Annotated in this window: 14 protein-coding genes and 2 pseudogenes; 11 read left to right on the forward strand and 5 right to left on the reverse strand. The window is 72.6% G+C overall.

Features of this window, described 5'->3' with window-relative positions; genetic code table 11:
* Window positions 1–20: 20 nt before the first annotated feature.
* Entirely contained in the window at window positions 21–500 is a 480-nt protein-coding gene (locus tag MCBG_RS26330; RefSeq protein WP_043328938.1) for a hypothetical protein, read from the reverse strand.
* Window positions 501–735: 235 nt separating this feature from the next.
* Between MCBG_RS26330 and MCBG_RS26335 the strand changes: the two are divergent.
* Window positions 736–2,697 (forward strand): annotated as a pseudogene (locus MCBG_RS26335) (propionyl-CoA synthetase); the annotation flags it as partial.
* 44 nt (window positions 2,698–2,741) lie between these two features.
* Here the strand turns inward: MCBG_RS26335 and MCBG_RS26340 are convergent.
* Both MCBG_RS26340 and MCBG_RS26345 read right to left on the reverse strand, forming a co-directional pair.
* Complete coding sequence (locus MCBG_RS26340; protein ID WP_043328941.1) at window positions 2,742–4,862, reverse strand: M14 family zinc carboxypeptidase; 2,121 nt, start codon at window positions 4,860–4,862, stop codon at window positions 2,742–2,744.
* Window positions 4,863–4,939: 77 nt separating this feature from the next.
* The gene (locus tag MCBG_RS26345; RefSeq protein ID WP_043328943.1) at window positions 4,940–7,903 is read right to left on the reverse strand and encodes an Hsp70 family protein; all 2,964 of its coding nucleotides are present in this window, start codon (window positions 7,901–7,903) and stop codon (window positions 4,940–4,942) included.
* A gap of 130 nt (window positions 7,904–8,033) precedes the next feature.
* Between MCBG_RS26345 and MCBG_RS26350 the strand changes: the two genes are divergently transcribed.
* Window positions 8,034–8,681, forward strand: a complete 648-nt coding sequence (locus tag MCBG_RS26350) for an MOSC domain-containing protein (RefSeq protein WP_043328945.1) — start codon at window positions 8,034–8,036, stop codon at window positions 8,679–8,681.
* A gap of 7 nt (window positions 8,682–8,688) precedes the next feature.
* Here the strand turns inward: MCBG_RS26350 and MCBG_RS26355 are convergent, their stop codons facing one another.
* Entirely contained in the window at window positions 8,689–9,195 is a 507-nt protein-coding gene (locus tag MCBG_RS26355) for a hypothetical protein (RefSeq protein WP_043328947.1), read from the reverse strand.
* An 80-nt stretch (window positions 9,196–9,275) separates the two neighbouring features.
* On the opposite strand from MCBG_RS26355, the pseudogene MCBG_RS26360 reads away from it, so the two are divergent.
* The 5 genes and pseudogenes from MCBG_RS26360 to MCBG_RS26380 all read left to right on the forward strand — a co-directional run.
* Window positions 9,276–9,836 (forward strand): annotated as a pseudogene (locus MCBG_RS26360) (hypothetical protein); the annotation flags it as partial.
* Between the two features lie 379 nt (window positions 9,837–10,215).
* Window positions 10,216–10,671, forward strand: a complete 456-nt coding sequence (locus MCBG_RS33220) for a hypothetical protein (RefSeq protein WP_223201341.1) — start codon at window positions 10,216–10,218, stop codon at window positions 10,669–10,671.
* A 15-nt stretch (window positions 10,672–10,686) separates the two neighbouring features.
* A complete protein-coding gene (locus tag MCBG_RS26370) occupies window positions 10,687–11,112 on the forward strand; it encodes a nucleoside deaminase (protein WP_043328949.1) in 426 nt (141 codons plus the stop codon).
* Between the two features lie 84 nt (window positions 11,113–11,196).
* On the forward strand, window positions 11,197–11,985 hold the full coding sequence (locus MCBG_RS26375; protein ID WP_140946176.1) for a hypothetical protein: 789 nt from the start codon (window positions 11,197–11,199) through the stop codon (window positions 11,983–11,985).
* A 30-nt stretch (window positions 11,986–12,015) separates the two neighbouring features.
* Window positions 12,016–12,696, forward strand: coding sequence for an SMI1/KNR4 family protein (locus MCBG_RS26380; RefSeq protein WP_043328950.1), 681 nt, complete (start codon window positions 12,016–12,018; stop codon window positions 12,694–12,696).
* 16 nt (window positions 12,697–12,712) lie between these two features.
* Here the strand turns inward: MCBG_RS26380 and MCBG_RS26385 are convergent, their stop codons facing one another.
* A complete protein-coding gene (locus tag MCBG_RS26385; RefSeq protein ID WP_043328951.1) occupies window positions 12,713–13,333 on the reverse strand; it encodes a hypothetical protein in 621 nt (206 codons plus the stop codon).
* Between the two features lie 762 nt (window positions 13,334–14,095).
* Between MCBG_RS26385 and MCBG_RS31315 the strand changes: the two genes are divergently transcribed.
* The 4 genes from MCBG_RS31315 to MCBG_RS26405 all read left to right on the forward strand — a co-directional run bounded on the left by MCBG_RS31315 (window position 14,096) and on the right by MCBG_RS26405 (window position 19,698).
* Window positions 14,096–14,890 (forward strand): nucleotidyl cyclase domain-containing protein, encoded by a 795-nt coding sequence (locus MCBG_RS31315; RefSeq protein WP_140946177.1) that lies wholly within the window; start codon window positions 14,096–14,098, stop codon window positions 14,888–14,890.
* Complete coding sequence (locus MCBG_RS26395) at window positions 14,887–17,241, forward strand: hypothetical protein (protein ID WP_043328952.1); 2,355 nt, start codon at window positions 14,887–14,889, stop codon at window positions 17,239–17,241. The genes MCBG_RS31315 and MCBG_RS26395 overlap by 4 nt, the downstream gene beginning before the upstream one ends.
* Window positions 17,238–18,968 (forward strand): vWA domain-containing protein, encoded by a 1,731-nt coding sequence (locus tag MCBG_RS31320; RefSeq protein ID WP_140946178.1) that lies wholly within the window; start codon window positions 17,238–17,240, stop codon window positions 18,966–18,968. Before MCBG_RS26395 ends, MCBG_RS31320 begins: the two co-directional genes overlap by 4 nt.
* A 115-nt stretch (window positions 18,969–19,083) precedes the next feature.
* Window positions 19,084–19,698 carry a vWA domain-containing protein gene (locus MCBG_RS26405; protein ID WP_223201342.1) on the forward strand — a complete coding sequence of 205 codons (615 nt, stop codon included), beginning with the start codon at window positions 19,084–19,086 and terminating at the stop codon, window positions 19,696–19,698.
* Window positions 19,699–19,815: the final 117 nt, after the last annotated feature.

A 19,815-nucleotide genomic window follows, 5' to 3' on the forward strand; every position in this document is an offset into this window, starting at 1 on the left:
GGACGACAGGGGCGTCGGCGTCAGAAGGTGGTCGGTGCGCCGGCCGTCTTGCAGGCGGCGTTGATGTCCTTGCTGGCCTTCTCCATGGCGGGGTTGTCGGCGGCGGTGCCCGGGTCGGCGGCTGAGCCCGCCTTGCCGGCCTCCGCGGCGAACTCCTTCAGGGCGGTGGCCGCCTTGCCGTCGCCGGCGGTCCCGGCGAGCTGGGTCACCCGGTCACCGAGCTCGGTCAGGATCGCGCCGGTCTGCTTCGTCAGGTCGCCGCCCGACTGCACGGCGGTCATGAGCTTCGCCCGCATGTCCTTGTTGATCTTCTCTGCGGCGGTGCAGAGTTCCTTGTCGCTCACGGCGGCCGCCGACGGCGAGGGGGCAGCCGACGAGGGGGTGGCGGAGGCCGAGGTGGCCGCCGGCCCGGCCGTGGTCGAGGACTTCTCGTCGCCGCACGCGGCGAGCCCCAGCACGGCACAGGTCAGGAGGATCGGCAAGATCCGATTGGTTTTCACGCCTGCGCACGCTAGTCGACAGCCGTCGTCGATCAAACTCGGTTTGCCCCGGGATGCGCGGGCGGGCGGCATTCGCGCCGCCCGCCCGCGTGCCCGGCCGCGGTTCGCCGCGACACCGGTCGTCTCTCCACCAGGACCGTGCTGGGTTACCCCGCCCCACGGGCTTCATCCGTCGCCCGTTGGGCTGAGCGGCCACCGCCCACCGCCGTGAGCGGCCGTTCAGCGAGCCGGGCCGTGCTTCCGGCGCACCGGACCCGTCCGGCCGTCGTGCCGGCGGTGCGCCGCGGCGCAGCATGACGGCATGGGCGCGTATCGATCAGCGTACGAGCGGAGCATCGCCGACCCGGCCGGTTTCTGGCGGGACGCGGCGGCCGACATCGACTGGGTCATCCCGCCGGAGCACATCCTCGACGAGGAGGCGGCGCCGCTGTACCGCTGGTTCCCCGACGGGGTGCTGAACACCTGTCACAACGCGCTGGACCGGCACGTCACCGCCGGGCGTGGCGACCAGCCCGCGTTGATCCACGACAGCCCGGTGACCGGCACGGTCCGCACGCTCACCTACGCCGAACTGCTCGCCGAGACCGCCCGGTTCGCCGGTGCGCTGCGCCGGCTCGGCGTCGGCCGGGGCGACCGGGTGCTGCTCTACCTGGCGATGGTCCCGGAGGCGGTGATCGCCATGCTGGCCTGCGCCCGGATCGGCGCGGTGCACTCGGTGGTATTCGGCGGCTTCGCCGCGCACGAGCTGGCCGTCCGGATCGACGACGCGCGGCCGAAGGTGGTGGTGGCGACCTCCTGCGGCATCGAGGCCGACCGGGTGGTGCCGTACCACCCGATCCTGGCCGCCGCGCTGGACGAGGCCGGGCACGCGCCGGAGCGCTGCGTGGTGGTGCAGCGCCCGCAGGAACCGGCTCCGCTGGTGCCGGGCCGCGACCTGACCTGGGCCGAGGTGATGGCGGACGCGGAACCGGCGCCGTGCGAGCCGGTGGCCGCCACGGACCCGCTCTACGTCCTCTACACCTCCGGCACCACCGGCCGGCCCAAGGGCGTGGTGCGGGACAACGGCGGGCACGCGGTGGCGTTGCGCTGGTCGATGCGCAACGTCTACGGCATCGAGCCGGGCGAGGTCTTCTGGGCCGCCTCCGACGTTGGCTGGGTGGTCGGCCACTCCTACATCGTGTACGCGCCGCTGCTCACCGGCGCGACCACCGTGCTCTACGAGGGCAAGCCGGTCGGCACCCCCGACGCCGGGGCGTTCTGGCGGGTCGCCGCCGAGCACCGGGTGGCCGCCCTGTTCACCGCGCCCACCGCGATCCGGGCGATCCGCCGCCAGGACCCGGACGGCGCGCACATCGACCGGTACGACCTGAGCGCGCTGCGTACCCTCTTCCTCGCCGGTGAGCGGCTGGACCCGGACACCTGGGCCTGGGCGGGGCAGCGGCTCGGCGTACCCGTTGTCGACAACTGGTGGCAGACGGAGACCGGCTGGCCGGTGGCGGCCAACCCGCGCGGCCTGGAGCCGCTGCCGATCAAGCCGGGGTCGCCGACGGTGCCGGTGCCCGGCTACGACGTGCGCGTGGTCGACGGCGCGGGCCGGGACGTGCCGCCCGGCACGGACGGCTCGATCGTGATCCGGCTGCCGCTGCCGCCCGGCTGCCTGCCCACGCTCTGGGGTGACGACGAGCGGTTCGTCCGCTCCTACCTGTCGACGTTTCCCGGCCACTACCTGACCGGCGACGGCGGCCGGTTCGACGAGGACGGCTACCTGTACGTGATGGGCCGCACCGACGACGTCATCAACGTGGCCGGGCACCGCCTGTCCACCGGCGCGATGGAGGAGGTCCTGGCGACGCACCCGGCGGTGGCCGAGTGCGCGGTGATCGGCGTGGCCGACGCGCTGAAGGGGCAGGTGCCCAGCGGGTACGTGGTGCTCAAGGCCGGCGCCGACGTGGACCCGGACGCGCTCGCCGCCGAACTGGTCGCGCTGGTCCGGCAGCGGATCGGCCCGGTGGCCGCGTTCCGCCGGGTGACTGTGGTGCCGGCGCTGCCCAAGACCCGTTCCGGGAAGATCCTGCGGCGCACCATGCGGGGCCTGGTCGAGGGGCGCGACGAGCCGGTCCCGGCGACTATCGACGACCCGGGCGCGCTCACCGTCTTCCGCGACCTCGGCGCCGCGGACCGGGACGGGCAGGGCTGACGCGGTCCCCGGCCGGACTTCCACCGGCCGGGGACCGCCTGCCCTCAGCGCCGGACCGGGTTGCTCGCCGCGTAGTCGCGGGCGACGCGGACCAGCTCCACCAGGCCGCCGGCGTACTCCTGCGCCTCGCCGTGCGCCTCGTCGAACGGCGGCTGGAAACCGACGCCCTCCCACTGGCCGGTGGCCTCGTTCCACCTGTCGTTGCCGACCTCGAAGTCCCAGGCGAAGATGCCCAGCTCGTAGTAGAGCTGGTCGGCCGAGTTGCCGGCCGCCGAGTAGAGCACGTCGGCGACCGGGCCGGTCTGCGACGGCCAGGTGACGGTGCCGCGCTCGGCCGCGATGGCCCCGACGATGCGCCGGGCGCTGGCCAGGAACAGCGTCGACTCGTCGATCGACGGGCGCGGCAGCGTCACCCGCCCGTCGGCCTTGTACGCCCCGGGCGGCCACATGAAGTAGCCGCCGTACGAGTGCACGTTCATCGCGAACTTGATGTTCGGGTGCGCCTTGGCCAGGTCGATCACGTTGCGGCTCTCCGGCTCGGACAGCTCCGCCGTGCCCGCGTAGTTGCCGGCCAGGCAGTTCGTGCTCGCGCCCACGTACCCGTCGAACAGGGATCCGACCGTGTAGTTGCGGTTGACGTCGACGCCCCACATGTTCCGGTACTTCGGGTCCCGCGCTTCACCGGCGCAGTGGTTGACCAGGTTCTTGCGCTGGAAGTTGTAGTCGTGGAACGAGTAGTTCGCGCCGTCCGGGTTGACCGTCGGGATGACGAACACGTCCACCTGCTCCAGCAGCTTGCGGGTCGCCGCGTCGGTGCGGGCGTTGGCGAGCAGCCGCTCGGCGAACTCCAGCGTGACGAGCGGGGTGGCCCACTCGCGGGCGTGCTCCTGCGAGTACGCCAGCACGCCGATCCGGGAGCCGTCACGGTGCTTGCCGATGCGCAGTGCCTGCACCGTCCACGGCCGGGCCGGCACCTCGGTGCCCTGCAACCCGTCGTCGAGGCGTACCGGCCCGGTGACCGGCATCGGCAGCCCGGCCGAGCCCTCCTCCACAGTGGCCCGGAAGCGGGCGCCGCGCGGCGCGTTGATCAGGGCGGCGACGTCGTCGGTGGTGCTCGTCACCTTGCCCGCCCGGTCGGTGGCCAGCGAAATCGTGAGCACCCGGTCCCGGTAGCGCATGCTCAGCGGCCGGCTCGGCCGGCCCGGGTCGACGGTGCGTACCTGCACGCCGTTCATACCCTGGTCGCCGAAGCGGACCGACTCCACCACCACGGCGGCGGCCGCCGGGTCACCCAGGTAGGCGGCGGCGTTGCGCCGGTAGCCCTGCGTCTTGTTCGGCAGGTCGATCACGTCGACCAGGTCGCGGTACTGGCGGCCGAGCCGGGCGATGCGCGCCTTGATGTCCACCGGCGTCAGGTACGCGTCGATGAAGTCCTTCTGGTAGCCGGCCGGCTGCGGCGGCGGGGAGGCGTTCGGCCAGAGCGACGGCGTGACCGGCCGGCTCGTCCCGCCCAGGCTGGACGTGGCGGTGAACTGCACAGGCCGGCCGGGCGCCGGCTGCGGCAGCGCGTAGTGGTACTGGTATTCGCCCGAGTCCTCGAAGCGGTACAGCGGGAACGAGCCGGTGGCGCCGTCGGCGGTACGCCAGGTGACGGTGATCTCCACGTCGGGGTCGTCGCTGGCGGTGGTGGCGACCTGCGCCTGGACGAACGTCCGCCCGCCGGTGGTCCACCAGTACGCCTGGAGGAACTGGAGCGTGTCGACAGCGGCGGCGCCGCTCGCGCGCAGCCCGGTGCGGGTGCGCTCCTGGGCGGCGCGGCGGCTCTCGGCGATCCGGCGGGTGCCGTCGTCGGCCCGCTGTACGACCTGCAGGGCGGTCGCGCCCTGCCGGGTGAGGTCGGTCAGCTGCCGGCCGGTGAGGACCAGGTCGGCGATCAGCTTGCCGTCCCGCGAGCGGGGACGGTTGGCCAGGTCCGCGCCGCCGGCGACCAGGCGGTCGAGCTGGGCCCGGTCGGCGAGCTGCACGCGGACCAGCGCGGTCTCGGTGGGGGCGAGGGTGAGCGCGGGGGCGGCCGGCGCGGCGGCGCCGGGGCCGGGATGGGACAGGACAGCGGCGATCAGGATGCTGGTGGTGGCGAGCGCGGTCCACCGTCGTCGGACGAACACGGGGCCTCCTGACGAACGTCGATCTCTCTGCCGTTCACACCAGCCGAGGCATCGATCGCTGTCAAGCTCACTTCCGGTCAGCCGGCGAACCGGTACAACCGGAACTCCTTCTCCGCGCCGCACACCAGCATCTCGGTGTTCCACGAGCAGGACTCGCTGCGGATCTGCTTGAGCTGCCCCATCTCGACCGGCTTGCCGTCCACCGCCGTGCCGGCGAGGACGCGGTCGTCCTCGTACGCGCTCGGCGCCTCGGAGAAGATCAGCAGGTTGCCGGCGTCCAGCCGGACCGCGAACCCGTCCCGGTCCCGCATCACCTTCGCCGTGCCGTCCGGCGCGAACAGCGTCACCGCGTCCGGCGAGCCCTGCACGGCCAGCACGTGCTCACCGACCGGCACCAGCGACTCGGCGCCCGGTGCCGCCCACTGCCGGGCGCCCTCACCCTCGGTCGCCGCCACCACCCGGGTGCCGTCGGCGCCGCCGGCGGGCGTCCCCAGCAGACACACGCGACGTTCCCCGCAGGTGACCAGATCCTTCACCCGGCCGCCCTGCTCCGGCGCCTCGTACAGCACGCCGGGCGTGCCGAGGCTGCCCAGGTCGTAGGAGAGCAGCCGCAGGCCACGGTCGTCCTCCGCCACGTACAGCCGGTCGTCGCGGGCGGCCATCGGGTCGTCGAGGCCGGCCACGTTGCCCCGGTCCTTGAGGACCCTTCCGCTGCGCAGGTCCAGGACCCGGACCGAGCGGTCCGCGCCGACCTGCACCAGCCGGTCCGCCTTCCCCGCCCACGGGGCGAGCGGCGAGCCCTCGGCGTCACCGGGCCCGTCCAGCGCCGCGCCGGTGCCGACCGGCAGCACCTTCGTACGAGCGTCGCCGTACTCGGTGCGCGGGTTGCGCCGCTCCCACCGCTGCCGGCCGTCGTCCATCCGCAGCCCGACCAGGCGCTCGCCGGCGCGGTCCACCCGGACCAGCGTGTCGGCCCCGAAGAACAGCGCGTCGTCGCGGCCCACGTCCGTCTGCCAGCGCTGCTCGCCGGAATCGCCGTCGAGCACCGCGAGCACGCGCGGAGTGCCGCTGCCGGTGGCGTCGCCGAGGACGAGCAGCCCGTCGGGCAGCGCCCTGATCCCCGCCCACCGCTGCGTGGCCGCGTCGGTCCGCTTCTCCCAGACCGTCCTGCCGGTGGCCGCCTCGACGGCGGTCACGTGGAGGTGGTCGTCGGGCAGCGAACGGGCCAGGTAGGCGCGCTCCCCGAGCGTCGCGGTGAACATCTGGCCCGGCCGCGTGTCACCGGCGGCCACCGTCCTCACCAGCTCGGCGGTGTGGAAGTCCAGCGCCGGGTGCCGGTCCCGGAACACCCAGAGCAGCACCGACGCCGCCACGGCGACGACCACGAGACCCGCGCCGAGCGCGATCCACCGGCCGCGCCGGGGCCGGCCGCCGCCGGGCCGGACACCGCCCGGAGCGGGGGAGAAAGGTGCCCCGGGTACGCCGGGACCGGGCCCCGCCGGCTGCCATCCACCGCCGGGCGGTGGCATCCCGGGGACGCCGGGTCCGGCGTGGTGCGCGGCGGGCGCTGCCCCCGGCGGCACGAAACCGGGGGCGCCCGGAGTGCCGTCGTACCTCGGGTGCGGGACCGGACCTCCGGCGAGCGGCGTGCCGTCGTACCTGGTGGCGGGGGTCTGCGGGACGGGCCCGTCGGCGACCAGCGTGCCGTGCGGTCCGGCGGAGGCCGCGTCCGTACCGCCGAGCGGCGCGGTCGGGTTCGTCCTGGTCGCACCGGCGGGGACCGTGGCGGCGCTCGCCGTGCCGGCGTCGGTCCCGCCCGGCGCGGGCCCTGTCGGTTCGGGCTGCGTGGGCGCGGGCTGGGCGGACGCCAGCTGGACCGGCGCGGCCGGGCGCCCGGACCGGCGGGGCAGCGGCAGGTCGGTGAGCGCGCCCTCGGCGACCGGCATCTCCGGCTGCTCCAGCACCGTCGGCGCGATGCCCAGCTCGGCGTGCAGCAGCCGGGCCACCAGCGGCACCCGGGTCGACCCGCCGACCAGGAACAGGCCGCTGAGCTGCTCCGGTCGCAGCCCGGCGGCGGCGGTCACCTCCCGGGTCTCCGTCACCGCCCGGGCCAGCAGCGGCGCGGCGAGGCGTTCGAAGTCCTCCCGGGGCAGCGGCACCGCCGCCTCCACCCCCGGTACGGCCACCGGCGCCACCATGGCCCGGGACAGCATCTCCTTCGCGCCGCGCACGTTGTCCCAGAGCTGCTGGCGGTCCCGCCGCTCGGCGGTCGTCGTCGCCTCGGTCAGCCGGGCCCACTCACGCGGGTGGGCCGGGCCGACCAGCTCGCCGAGCCGCCCGAGCAGGGCCGCGTCCAGGTCCAGGCCGCCGAGGTCGGGAATCCCGCCGGTGGCGACCAGCTGGAAGCCGGAGTCGCCCCACGGGTCGGCGCCCTCGTTGCGCAGCACCGCCACGTCGAGCGTGCCGCCGCCGAAGTCGAACACCGCCACCGAACCGCCCACCGGCACCGGCCGGCGCAGCACCTGCGTGAAGTAGCGCGCCGCGGCCACCGGCTCGCGCAGCAGGCGGGTGCCGGGCGCGATCGGCCCGGCCAGCGTGTGCTCGGCCGCGGCCGGCCAGCCGGCGAGTTCCAGCGCGTCGTGCAGCACCTGACGGCGGGCCGGCGTCCAGGCCGCCGGGTGGGTGACCACCGCCGGGGGCAGCATCCCGACCGCCGCCACCGCCGCGTCCGCGACCGCGCGCAGCGTCGCGGCCAGCAGCTCCGCCGGCCGGTACGCCCGCCCACCCAGCTCGACGGTCTCCTCGTCGACCCGGCGCTTCGGGTTCGGCTCGTAGCCGGCCGGGTCGGCCTGCGCCAGGCGCTGCGCGTCCCGCCCGACGTGCAGGTGACCGTCCGCGTCGGCGTACACGCCGGACGGCAGGATCGGATGGCCGTCGACGAGCACCGGCCGGGTCCGCCCGTCCGGCCAGCGCAGCACCGCCACGGTGTTCGAGGTCCCGAGGTCCACGCCGAGGGCGAAACCGTCCTGCTGGCCTGCCATCCGCGGCTACCTCCACCACCCGACGAGGATGTCCGGCCCGCATCGTACGCAGGCCACGCCGCCTCGCCGTTCACCCGGCCCGGGGGAATGGACTGGCCGGTCCGGCCCTGCGCCGCATACCGTCGCCGTCATGAGGGTGATCTCAGTCAACGTGGGCCGACCGCAACCGAACCCGTGGAAGGGCATCGGGGCCACCGGCATCGACAAGCGGCCCGTGGACGGCCGGGTCGCCGTCACCGCGCCCGGACCGAAGGGCACCGGCGATGTCGGGCTGGCCGGCGACCGGGTCTACGACGTGGCCCACCACGGCGGCACCGACCAGGCGGTCTACGCGTACGCGCGGGAGGACCTCGACCACTGGGAGGCCGAGCTGGGCCGCCCGCTCGCCGACGGCAGCTTCGGCGAGAACCTGACCACCAGCGGGCTGGACGTCAACGGCGCGCTGATCGGCGAGCGGTGGCGGATCGGCCCGGACCTGGTGCTGGAGGTCACCTGCCCGCGCATCCCCTGCGGGACGTTCCAGGGGTGGCTGGGCGAACGCGGCTGGATCAAGCGGTTCACCGAGGAGGTACGGCCCGGGGCGTACCTGCGGGTGGTCACGCCGGGCAGCGTCGGGGCCGGCGACCCGGTCGAGGTCGTGCACCGGCCCGGCCACGACGTGACGGTGGCGCTGGTGTTCCGGGCCACGACGCTGGAGACGGAGCTGCTGCCCCGGCTGCTGGTGGCCGACGCGCTGCCCGAGGAGGACATGGCGCGGATCCGCCGCCGCCTGTCCTGACCGGCCGTCAGGGCTGTCCGCGTCCGGTCCGCCGCCTGGCCGCCACCACCAGCCCGGCGGCGGCGAGCGCCGCCGGCACGCCGCCGACGATCCACCAGGCAGGCGGTCCCGCGGCCCGCGTCCGCTCAGCCGTGGCGACGGACGGCGTGGTGGCCGCCGCCGGGCTCGACAGCTCGCGGATTCCGGCGCACACGCCGGTGGCGCCACCATACGAGTTCACCCGGTACCGGGTGCCGAGGCGGAAGGCGTAGCCGCAGGCGGCCTCGCCGGGCGAGACGCGCAGCGTGAGGCTGTTCCCGACCTGGGCGCCGCCCTTCTCGACGGACTCGACGGTGAGCCGGATCGCCCTGTCGGTCACCTGCGAGACGGTGCCGACGACGGTGCTGTCGGCGTTGGCGTCCTGTTCGGTGGTGGACCCGACGCACGAGCACGCCCACGCGGGTTTCGGGGGTGACATGACGACGACGAGGCCGAGAGCTGCCAGGGCGACGACAAGCAGGGCACGAAGTCTCATGGCCGCTTCGACGTCGTCCGATCCCCGCCGGTTCCGCGCCGCTTGACGTCAACCGGACTTCAGGTCGGACGCTTGCCGACGTGCTGAACTCCGTACTCGACGAGGCGTACGAGCGCGTACGCCACACCGGTCCCGAGCGCGACGGGTGGCTGTCCAACCACGTGCCGATGGCGGCGGAGGCGCTGGTGCGCCACGGCCACGGGCGGGCGGTGCACCGCTGGATCGACGCGTACGCCGACCGGCTGGAGGAACGCCCGCGCGGCATCCGGCGTATCGCACCCGCGGAGTGGCGCGACCCGCTCGGCGACCCGGTGCGTACCGGCGACTGGCTCGACCTCTTCGACCGAGAGCTGGCCGGCGAGCCGTGGCGCGACGTGCTGGCCCGCTGGTGGCCGCGCCTGCTGCCGGGCATCGCCGCCGGGGCCACCCACGGTGTCATCCGCGTCGGCCACGCCGTACGCGCCCTGCTCGACGCCGAGACCGGACCGCGGGTCACCGAACTCGGCCACGGGCTCGCCTACTGGGCCGCCCGCTGGCAGCCACTCGCGCCGCCAGGCACCGGACCGTACCCGGTGACAGACGCGCGGTCCGCGCTCGACGCGGTGCCCCGCGTACCCGATCAGCGGACCGAATTACGGTCGATGGTTACTGTAGTAACCAGATGAGCCTGCTCTGGCTCCTTTTCGTTGACAAAAGGGTACCAGCGATAGGTCATCTGGCTATCGCTCCCTGTCGCGCCAACTTAATCGCCGCGCATCCGCGTCGAACATACAGTGCCTATTACGTGAATGTTTCATACTTCCCAGGCCATGAAGCTGCATTCGTATTATCCAGGTAGCGTTTTATTGGGGCTAGTTTCGTGTACTCCGCTTGTTGAATCGCGTATCATGTGATGTATGGTTTTGGGTCCGTAGCTTGCCCTTAGGCCAGGTCAAGACAGATCATGGCACCACATAGGGAACGGTTGGAAATATGCCATTTCCACACCCAGGCGTCGCCCTAAGCCCCAGGGTATAGAGTGTGAACTACAAAGTCAAGGCGCTGGGCGCTAGGACGGTGCCCGGCGACGCGGCCGACGACGCGCCCACCCGGCTCGCGGCGGTCGTCGACGCCGCCGTGCAGCGGCACGGCACCCACGGGTACGCCGCCCCCGTCATGCTCGTGCACGCGGCGACCGCGCCGAACGCCGTGTTGCGGACGCTGCCGGCCCTGCCGCCGCCGCTGTGGCGGCCGAGTCTGGCCGCCGCCTGGGCGGCGACCGCCGCCGTCACCGCCGCCTACGCCCCGGTCGAGGCTCGTGCCCTCCCACCGGCCGCCGGGCCGGAACTCGGCGAGGCCATGGCGCGTGCGCTGGACACCGGGGACGCGCACGCGATCAAATTCATCGACACCCTGAGCGATGCGTACGCCCGCAGCGGTGACCCGGTCCTGCGCGCCGTCGCCGCCCGATCCGTCGAGCAGATCGCCGCCGACTGACCACCAGGAGAGCCGATGACCCCCGACGACGAAGCGTTCCTGCGCCGCGCCGTGGAACTCGCCGACCGGGCCGGCGCGTCCGGCGAGCGGCCGTTCGCGTCGCTGCTGGTCGGCGCGGACGGCACCGTCCTGATCGAGGACCACAACACGGTGGTCTCCGAACGGGACGTCACCGCGCACCCGGAGCTGAAGCTGGCCCGCTGGGCCGCCCGGCAGCTCGCCCCCGAGGCGGCGGTCGCCACCACCATGTACACCAGCTGCCAGCCCTGCCCGATGTGCACCGTGGCGATCAACGCATCAGGCCTCGGCCGGGTCGTGTACGCGCTGTCCACCGAGCAGTTCGAGCAGGTCAAGCCGGCCACCCCGGCGCCGCGCCCGGTGCGGTACGACGGACCGGCGCTGTTCGACGAGGCGCGCCGGCCGATCGAGGACCACTACTAGGAGGCGGCGCTCCGGTCCCCGCGCCGGGCACCCGGGGGGCGCGTGATGGCTACGCTGAGCCGCACTACTTCAGGGGGTGGGCCGGTGCGGCATCGGCTGCGGCACGTCGCGGTGGTCCTGCTCGGCGCGGTGCTGCTCGGCACTGTCGGTCTGGCAGCCGGGTCCTGGTACGGCGGCCGGGGCGCTGCCCCGGTCAGCCTCGACAAGGCGCAGAGCGCGGCCCGGGAACTGCTCCCCGGGACCGAACCGATCGGCTCGCTCACCGCGCTCGGCTACCGATACGGCGTCGCGCTGGCGGCCGACGACCTCGGCGGGAATCAGGTCGAACTCCAGTACGGCGGCGGCACGGACTGCGCGCTGTCCGAGCGGCTGCGGGCGGTCGCCGAGACGCGGGGGTGGCGGGAGTTCCGCGACGTGCCGGGTTCCCGGTGTGACGGCTGGCGGGCCGAGAGAGACGGAATGGCGCTCACGCTCACCCACCTGGCGGCCGGGCCGAGGTTGAGCATGGAACCGGCCGTGCCCCGCGGGTTCCTCGCGGCCACGATCACCGGCGCCCTGCTCGGCGCAGCCGCCGGCGCGGCCCTGTTCTGGCTGCTGGCGCGGAGGCAGCCGCGCGTACCCCGGCTGGTGGGCGTGCTGGTGACTGTCGCCCTGCTCCCAGGCGCCGCGATGACCTGGACGGACCTGGCCACGGACGGGCTCGCCGAGCCGGTGTGGCCGCTCTGGCAGGCGCTGGCGCCCGCGCTGGTGCCGGCCGCGCTCGTGCTCCTTCTGGTGGTCGTGATCGTTCTCGCGAAGCGACAAAAGCCGGCCGCCGCGCCCGCCGCCGACGCCAAGCCGGCCGCGCGGGCGGGCAGCCCGGGTGCCGGCTGACGCCCCCGCGGGACTGGTACCGTCCCGCGCGTGACGAGCGCCGACTGGTCCGACGTACGCGAGCGGCTGGCACGACTGGCCGCCGCGCCCGGCGCTCGTGAGGTGTTCGGCGCCGCGAGTCACAGCTGGCGGCTCGAACCGCCGCTGCGCGCCGGGGAACTGGCCGAAGCGGAGGCCCAACTCGGAGTGGAGCTGCCCGGCGAGTACCGGTCCTTCCTGCTGGAGGCGGGGCGAGGCGGCGCGGGGCCCGCCTACGGGCTCTTCCCGATGCGCCGGCTCGACGGACTGTGGCAGTGGGAGGGCGACGGCGCCGACCTCACCGACTGCGGCACGCTCGGCCGGCCCTTTGCGCATGTCGAGCCGTTCAACCCGGCCGACGGTCTGCCCGGCCCGCCGGTCGAGGACGACTACTCCTCGGAGGAGGAGTTCAACGCGGCCGAGGACGCCTACTGGGAACAGCACGACGCCGTCGTCTTCGCGCCGGAACACTCGGTCGGCCTGCTGTACCTGTGTCACGTCGGGTGCGCGCTACGGGAGGCGCTTGTCGTGACCGGCCCGGCGCGCGGTCGGATGTGGGCGGACGACACCGCCGCGGACGGCGGTTTCCAGCCGCTCGACGACCACGACGGCACGCCGCTCGGCTTCGCCCGCTGGTACCGGCGATGGCTGGAGCAGGCAGAGGGGCAGGTCGCTCAGTCAGGGTGGCATTAGTCGAACCACGGTGGCTCTAGTCGAACCACACCACCAGGCGCACGCCGTCATCGCCGAAACGCTGCCCGAGCGCGCGCATGACGGCGAAGACGTGCTCCCATCCGGTGCCCGGCCCGAGCACGTCGTGCCGGGTCATCAACGGTCCGTACTCGACGGTGACCCCGCCTACGTCCCAGCGACCCGGTGCCGCCTCGACGGGAGAGGCGCCGACAGGGGGAACGCCGTACTTCTCGACGAACTCGCCGGGCCATTCGTCGTCTACCCGGAACCTGCGCAGCAGTGGCGGATCCTCCACCTGCAGCAGCCCGCGAGCAAGGGGCACGACCGACATGTCGAGGTCGCGCAACTCGGCCCAGGACACCCAGCTCGCGCCATGAACGGCCGAGTCCAGCCGCCGGTCCTTCTCATGGCTGCCGCGTATCGCACTCGACACGTCCGCCGGGAGGCCACGCTCAGCCGCGGCCGGCTCCCAGCGGAGCCAGTTCCGCACGCCGAAGAGGCAGGCGAAGGCATCTACGTCGTCGTTCAGGTAGAGCGGGGCGATCGGCATCAGGCACACCCACGGCTCCCACTCGTACCAGTCCTCATCCGCGAAGGGGTGCCGGACCTCGACGAAGCCATAGATGTCGGTTCCCACGGCGACAGGCTAGTGGATGCGGCCCAGGCCGGAGTTCGCCTCTGACCTGGCCCGGAGGCCGGTGGAGCGGGCGACGGGAATCGAACCCGCACCGTCAGTTTTGGAATACCGTCTTCGGCTGACCTGAGCTGTCTGGACGCCTGGCCAGCGGCGGTCGGTTCGCCGCCCGGCAGGGGCCCACCCTGCAGCCGATGACGTTCAGCCACACGTTTTTCCGCGCAGCCGGAGCAAGTGTGGCGGATCCTCACCGGCGTCGCGGGGTACCCGGCGCTGCTGACCAAGGTCGAAGCGACTGAGCTGCTTCACAACCAAACGTTCGGGCCGGGTACGAGCTGGCAGGAGACCCGCAGTCCGCATCAGTGGGCCAGTAGCGGCGACCGGAAGGGGTCATGAAAAGGCGTGTCCGTCCTACTGGCCTGACATCCGTCACCATCTCCACCTGATGCAAGGGCACCCGGCCCCGCATTGTACGCAGCCCCGACCGAGGGTCGGTCGCTGGTCGTGCCGATACGCGGAAGAGGAAGATCGTTGTCGGGTTTCTGTCTTCTATGGACAGCGGTCCATCGATAGCATTTTGCGGTCCATCGGTCCTGTCGGATCCGCAGGAAGGTGGCTCTGCGATTCCCACCGCCGAGAAGGCGGATGGTGGGGGAACTGACCCGCGGAACGAGCACCCCTTTACGCCAGATGTCCTACTCGCAGCGGGAGGCGCCCCCCAGCATGTTTTCAGCGTGCGCTCGGAGACGACCGTGAGGAGTGACCATGGCTGCACCCACCCCGCATTCGATCATGGTGGTGGACATCGAGGGTTTCGGTAAGCGGAGCAATCCGGTGCAGTCCTCACTGCGGGACAGCATGTACGAGGTCGTCCGGAACGCCTTTGCTGACGCTCACCTGAGCTGGACCGACGTCCATCCGCAGGACAGGGGGGACGGCATCCTGATGCTGCTGCCGCCGTCGACCTCGATCGTCGCGCTCGCCGGGGAACTGGTCCGGGCACTGGATGCGGGGCTGCGGGAGAAGGCGAAGATCTTCACAGCGACACACGCGATGCGCTTCCGCGTCGCCCTGCACCAGGGGCTTTGCCAGCGTGACTCCAACGGCTGGGTCGGTGAGGCGATCAACACGGCCAGCCGGCTCGTTGACGCGCAGGTTCTGCGAGACGCGCTGGCCGCCGCTCCGACGGCCGTCCTCGCCTTCGCGGTCTCCGACGAGATCTACCGCGGTGTGATACGGCACGACTACCGCTTCGTCGACTCGTCGACCTTCGGACCGGCCGTGCTCAACGTCAAGGAGTTGCGGCAGGAGCGGGTCTGGATCCAGGTGCCGGGATATCCGTACCCGCCGGGCCTGCCGGACGAGGCGTCGGCGGACGAGGTCCCGTCGCGTGACTCGCAGGCGCGCTCGGCGTCGCCGGAGGGGCGGCACGTCGCCCGGCCTGACCCCTTCCCGCGGGTCGAGCAGAGTGGTGGCTTCTTCTTCCACGGCTCGGACGTCCGGGTGACGGGTGACCAGGTCGCCGGGGACAAGCACGTGCGGGGTCGGAGGGAACTGTGACCACTCCCGCCGCGCCGACGGCTGGTGTACCGCCGACCGGGGCGGCCAACGTCGCGTCACCCGGGCCGGTCGCTGGCACCGCGACCGCCCCGGACGACGGCGCGGGTCCTTCCGCCACCCCGAACAGCAACAGCGCCTCCGCCACCTCCCCACCGGCCGGCTCCTCGGATCCGGCCGCCGAACTGCGTACGCCGACGACGCTCGACTCGCAGGACCGTTCGTTGGCGCCCTCAGCGCCGCCCGACGGGATGCGCCGGCAACACAACCTCCGCCGGTCATCCCAGTTCGTCATCGGTGGCGACCAGGTCGGCCGGGACAAGTACGTCGTCATGCTCGGCGGTCGCGAGCGCACCCCGTTGCAGCGGTTGTCGCCGATGTTGACCAATCCGGTCCGGCACGCCTTCGTGGAGCCGGCGGAGTGGCCGCGGATGCGCGGCGCCTTCGCCGAGAAGCGAATCGTGATCCTGCGTGGGGCGCGCGGCGCCGGGAAGACGGCCACCGCGATCCGCCTGCTGCAGTCTCCCTCCGACCGACGCGTCTTCAACCTCGACCAGAACGTCGACCTGCAGCGGTTGGGACACTGGCTGGAACTGGACGGGGAGTCGGAGAATCCGCTGCCGTCGGGCGCCGGCTTCCTGCTCTGCGAGCCAGCAGGCTGGGGTGCCACCCGGGGCTGGATGCTGCAGCAGTTGCACGTTGTCCTCGACCGGATCGATGCCCGGCTGGTGCTGACCGTCGGTGCCGACGCAGCCCTGGCCGACCAGGACCTCATGGAGTTCGTGGTCGACCTGGGCGACCCGCCGGGGCATGCCGACGTGCTCGCCCGCCACCTCAGCTGGCGGCTGCGGACCAGCCAGGAGGGCGCCGATGCCGAGCGTCTGAGCAGCCAGCTGCTCGCCGATCCCGATCTGCTGGCGTACACCCGGGAACTCTTCGTCCCGGGGACCCCGCTGAAGGTGGCCGCGGACCTCGCCCTGGTCATCAGCCAGCAGCTCGACGGCGGGGCGGTGGACGTCGACCGGCTACGGGCGCGGATGGCCGACAGGTTGACGGAGGACTTCGACATCTGGTTCGGCGGGTTGCCGGACGTGCCGTCCCGCTGCCTGGCCATCGCCTTGGCGGTGCTGAACGGCCTGTCCTACGAGGTGGTCGTACGGGCGGCCCGACGGCTCGCCGAGCGGCTGGACGGACCGCCCGAGGGCGGCGCGGGCGGCGATCGACAAGCGCCCTGGCGCGATCCGTTCGGCCTGACCCGGCGGGAGCGGGAACGGCTGTTGCGTGCCCGGTCCAGGCAGACCGACATCCGCAGCCCCTGGGGGAACGTCCGGGCCGACGTGCTGGAGTACGTGGACGACGGTTACGCCCAGATGGTGCTGGAGCACGTCTGGCGGCAGTACCAGATCCACGACGAGCTGCTGGAGTGGCTGCACGACCTGGCCGACGATCGCGGCTCGGAGGAGGTCCGGGTCTGGGCCGGCACCGCTCTCGGCCTGCTCTCCACTTACGCGTTCGAGGCGGTCCTCACACGGGTGCTTCGCCCGATGGCTCTCGACGAGCAGCGGTACTGGCTGCGCGACGTAGTCGCGTATGCGCTCCGGGTTCCCGCCGAGGACGCCCGGTGGCGTCCACTGGTGGAGAACGTGGTCGCCGGTCTCTACGGGAACCCGGCGCTTCCGGTCGGCCAGGCGACCGCCGCCCGGATCCACGGGGTAAGCCTCGGGCCACTCGACACGAGGGCCGCCCTGGCTGCTCTCGACCGGTTGGCGGTGATCGACGACTTCCGCGTCGCCAACGGCATCGGCGACAGCCTCGCCGACGTGTTGTTGCAGGACGAGGAGCACAACGCGCCGCTGGTGCTCAGTCGCATCTCCAGTTGGCTCAACGACCGCCGGCGCAACGTGGCTGGCCAGTACGTCTTCCTCTGGCTGGCGAAGTCGCTGCGGGCCGAGGCCGGGGCGGGCGAGCTGACCGGGGCGGAAGCCGGTGACCGGGCCGGGGCCGCCGGTCCGGACCAGTCGAACTACTGGCCGACACTGCTGCTCCTGGCCGACCGGCATCCGCAGTTGCGGGTGGTGCTGGTTGACATGTGGCAGGCCGTGTTGAACGCCGGCACCTTCTCCAACCTCACCGAACAGGCTCTGACCGGGTGGGCGGCGATGGCCGAGGCGGACCATTGGGTGGGGACCGCGTTCATCCGGATGTTGACCGATGTGGCCGCCCGCAGCGACCGGACCCGACAACTGATCCGCCGACTCGCCGCCAACTGGCGGGCGGTCGACAACCTGCAACCACACCCGCGTACGGCCTATGCGGTCGAGGCCGCGCTCGCTCCGGGAGGGAGCTTTCAGTGACCACTCCACTGCCGCTGATACTTGAGGTGAGCCCGGTCGCCCGTGGGCCGTTCACCGTCACCAGGGCCACCACACCGTCGCGTGCCGTGGTGTACGCGACGGGCGGCGGCGAGGTGACGTCCTTCGACGGGAAGCCGATGCGCTGGTCGCAGCAGGCGTTGTCGCCGTACCGGACCCGCTACGACGTCGACACCGGCGACCACCGGCGGCGGGCGGAGCTGCGCAGTACCCCGCTGCCGTCCCGCGGCGACGTGCACTTCTTCGTGGCGACCGTTGACGTCGCGTTTCGCGTGCACGATCCATGTGAGATCGTCCGGCGCAACGTGACCGACGCCATGCCGATCGTCTACGGCGCGATCGTCGACCGGTTCGTCCCGATCACCCGGTCGTTTGGCATCGAGCAGTCGGCCCAGGCCGAGGACGCCCTACGCCAGCATTTCGGTTCCGGCTGGGTACTGCCCGAGGGCATCACCATCTTCGCGCTGTCACCCCGGCTGTTGCCCGACGAGGCGGCGAGCCGTTACCTGCGGGAGAAGGTCGAGGCCAGCCGGACGGTCGAACTCAACCGGGTCCGGCACGACGTGCACGTCCAGCAGGCGATGCACCAGGGCCAGCTCGAGCAGATGCAGCAGCACCACCGGATCCAGGCGGCCCGCACCGAACTGACCGAGCTGGGGGATCGGCCGCTCGACCCGGCCGAGCTGATCCGCCTGCACCTGGCCCGGAACCCGCAGGACACGATGGCCGCGATGCAACTGCTCGCTGCCCACGAGCAGGCAATGCTGCAGCGGCAGGACCTGCACAACCAGCAGACCACGGAACTGTTCCGGTTCCTGGTCGAGAAGGACCTCATCCTCGCCGCCGATGTGGAACCCATGCTTGCGCACACCATGCGGCGCCTCGGCGCGACCGATGTACGGCCACTCGGACTGCCGGCCGCGCCGGCCGGTTGGACCCAGCCGCCGGTGCTCGATCCGGCCGGCCACGCTCCGGCGGACGGCCGGGACAAGCCTCCGGCGGTCATCCTGGAACAGGACCCAAAGAGCCGGGTCTGGACCCCGGCCGCCGGGGTCCAACCGGTCTACGTGATGGTCGACGAGTCCGCCGACGTGGCACCCTGGATCGGCGACTTGAGCAACGGCCTGCACACCCTGCACGACGCCCTGGTGCAGGCAGCCGACGTGTCCCCAGCGATCCGGCTGGCCGTGCTCGGCTTCGCCGACGAGGTCGCCAGTCGGCTTCGGATGGACGTGGTGACCGCGGGCAGCCAGTCACCCTGGCTGACCCCCCGCGGCCCGGCGAATTACGCCAACGCCTTCGAGACGCTGCTGGACAGCATCGGCCACGACATCGAGACGCTCAAGGCGCAGCAGCCCAACGTCCGCCGACCGATCGTGTTCTTCCTCAGTGGCAGCGCGCCCCGCGACGGCGAGAGCTGGACCAGCCCATACCGGCGGCTCGTGGACCGCGCCAGCCACCGGTACGCGCCGAACGTGGTGGCCTGCGGAATCGGAGCGGCCCCGCCGGCGTTGATCGCCACCATCGCCACCGAGCCGGCGTTCGGGTTCGTGATGGTGCCCGACAGCGACGTGCACGCCGCCATCGCGCAGTACTGGCGGGCGCTGGCCGTGAGCGTCATCGACTCCGGCCGAGCCCTCATCGACGGCTCGGGGGAACTGACCATCTCCCCGCCGGTCGGCTTCCGGATCGCCAGCGAACTGGTCTGATCGTCCCCTGCACAGCGGTAAGTCCGGCCCGTGGGCCGGGGAAAGTGAGGTAGACATGTCCGGCGGCCACGCAAATCTCCTACCGGTGTACGTGATGGCGGACGAGTCCGGTTCCATGACCAAGGTGATGGGTCAGCTCAACGAAGGGCTGCGTTCGTTGCACGAGGCGCTGCTTGGCGAACCGATGGCGGCGGCGAAGGTGCGGTTCTCCGTGCTCGGCTTCTCGGAGACCGTCCTGGAGCACCTCCGGCTGGCCGACCTGCGGCACGCGGAGGAGATGCCGGAACTCAAACCGCGCGGCCGGACCAGTTACGGCGCCGCCTTCGGCGACCTGCGCCAGCGCATCCCGGCGGACGTCGACGTGCTAAAGGCGGAGGGATTCACGGTGCACAGACCCGCCGTGTTCTTCCTCAGCGACGGCCAGCCCACCGACAAGGGTTGGCTGGAGGTGCACCGGCAGCTCATCGATCGCAATGTCACCAAGGGTGCGCCCAACATCGTCGCCTGTGGCATCGGCGACGCGCAGGCGGCCACCATCCGCCAGGTGGCTACCCGGGACGAGTACGGCTTCATCGCGAACGCCGGCACTGACGTTGGCGCCTCCATCGCCCGCTTCTGCACCGCGCTGACCAAGAGCATCGTGGAGTCGGGGCGGTCGCTCGGCTCCGCGCAGCCCGAGCTGGTGGTCGAGCGGCCGCAGGGTTTCCGGATGGCCATCGATGTGGTCTAGGTGGCGGCGCGGAGGGGGGCGACCCGTCCGGCTGGAGGACGACCAGGTGGTGCGTGAACCGGGGTACCGCGAGCCCGACCGGCCCAGCGGGCACGGCGACGCACCGCTGTACCGACC

The organism is Micromonospora sp. M42, assembly GCF_000568915.1.
GTDB classification, from domain to species: Bacteria; Actinomycetota; Actinomycetes; order Mycobacteriales; family Micromonosporaceae; genus Micromonospora; species Micromonospora chalcea.

Bases quoted from the DNA above. Each gene is read 5' to 3' on its own strand.
- MCBG_RS26345 (WP_043328943.1), bottom strand. From the start codon at position 7,903: ATGGCAGGCCAGCAGGACGGTTTCGCCCTCGGCGTGGACCTCGGGACC.
- MCBG_RS26350 (WP_043328945.1), top strand. From the start codon at position 8,034: ATGAGGGTGATCTCAGTCAACGTGGGCCGACCGCAACCGAACCCGTGG.
- MCBG_RS26355 (WP_043328947.1), bottom strand. From the start codon at position 9,195: ATGAGACTTCGTGCCCTGCTTGTCGTCGCCCTGGCAGCTCTCGGCCTC.
- MCBG_RS26370 (WP_043328949.1), top strand. From the start codon at position 10,687: ATGACCCCCGACGACGAAGCGTTCCTGCGCCGCGCCGTGGAACTCGCC.
- MCBG_RS31315 (WP_140946177.1), top strand. From the start codon at position 14,096: ATGGCTGCACCCACCCCGCATTCGATCATGGTGGTGGACATCGAGGGT.
- MCBG_RS26405 (WP_223201342.1), top strand. From the start codon at position 19,084: ATGACCAAGGTGATGGGTCAGCTCAACGAAGGGCTGCGTTCGTTGCAC.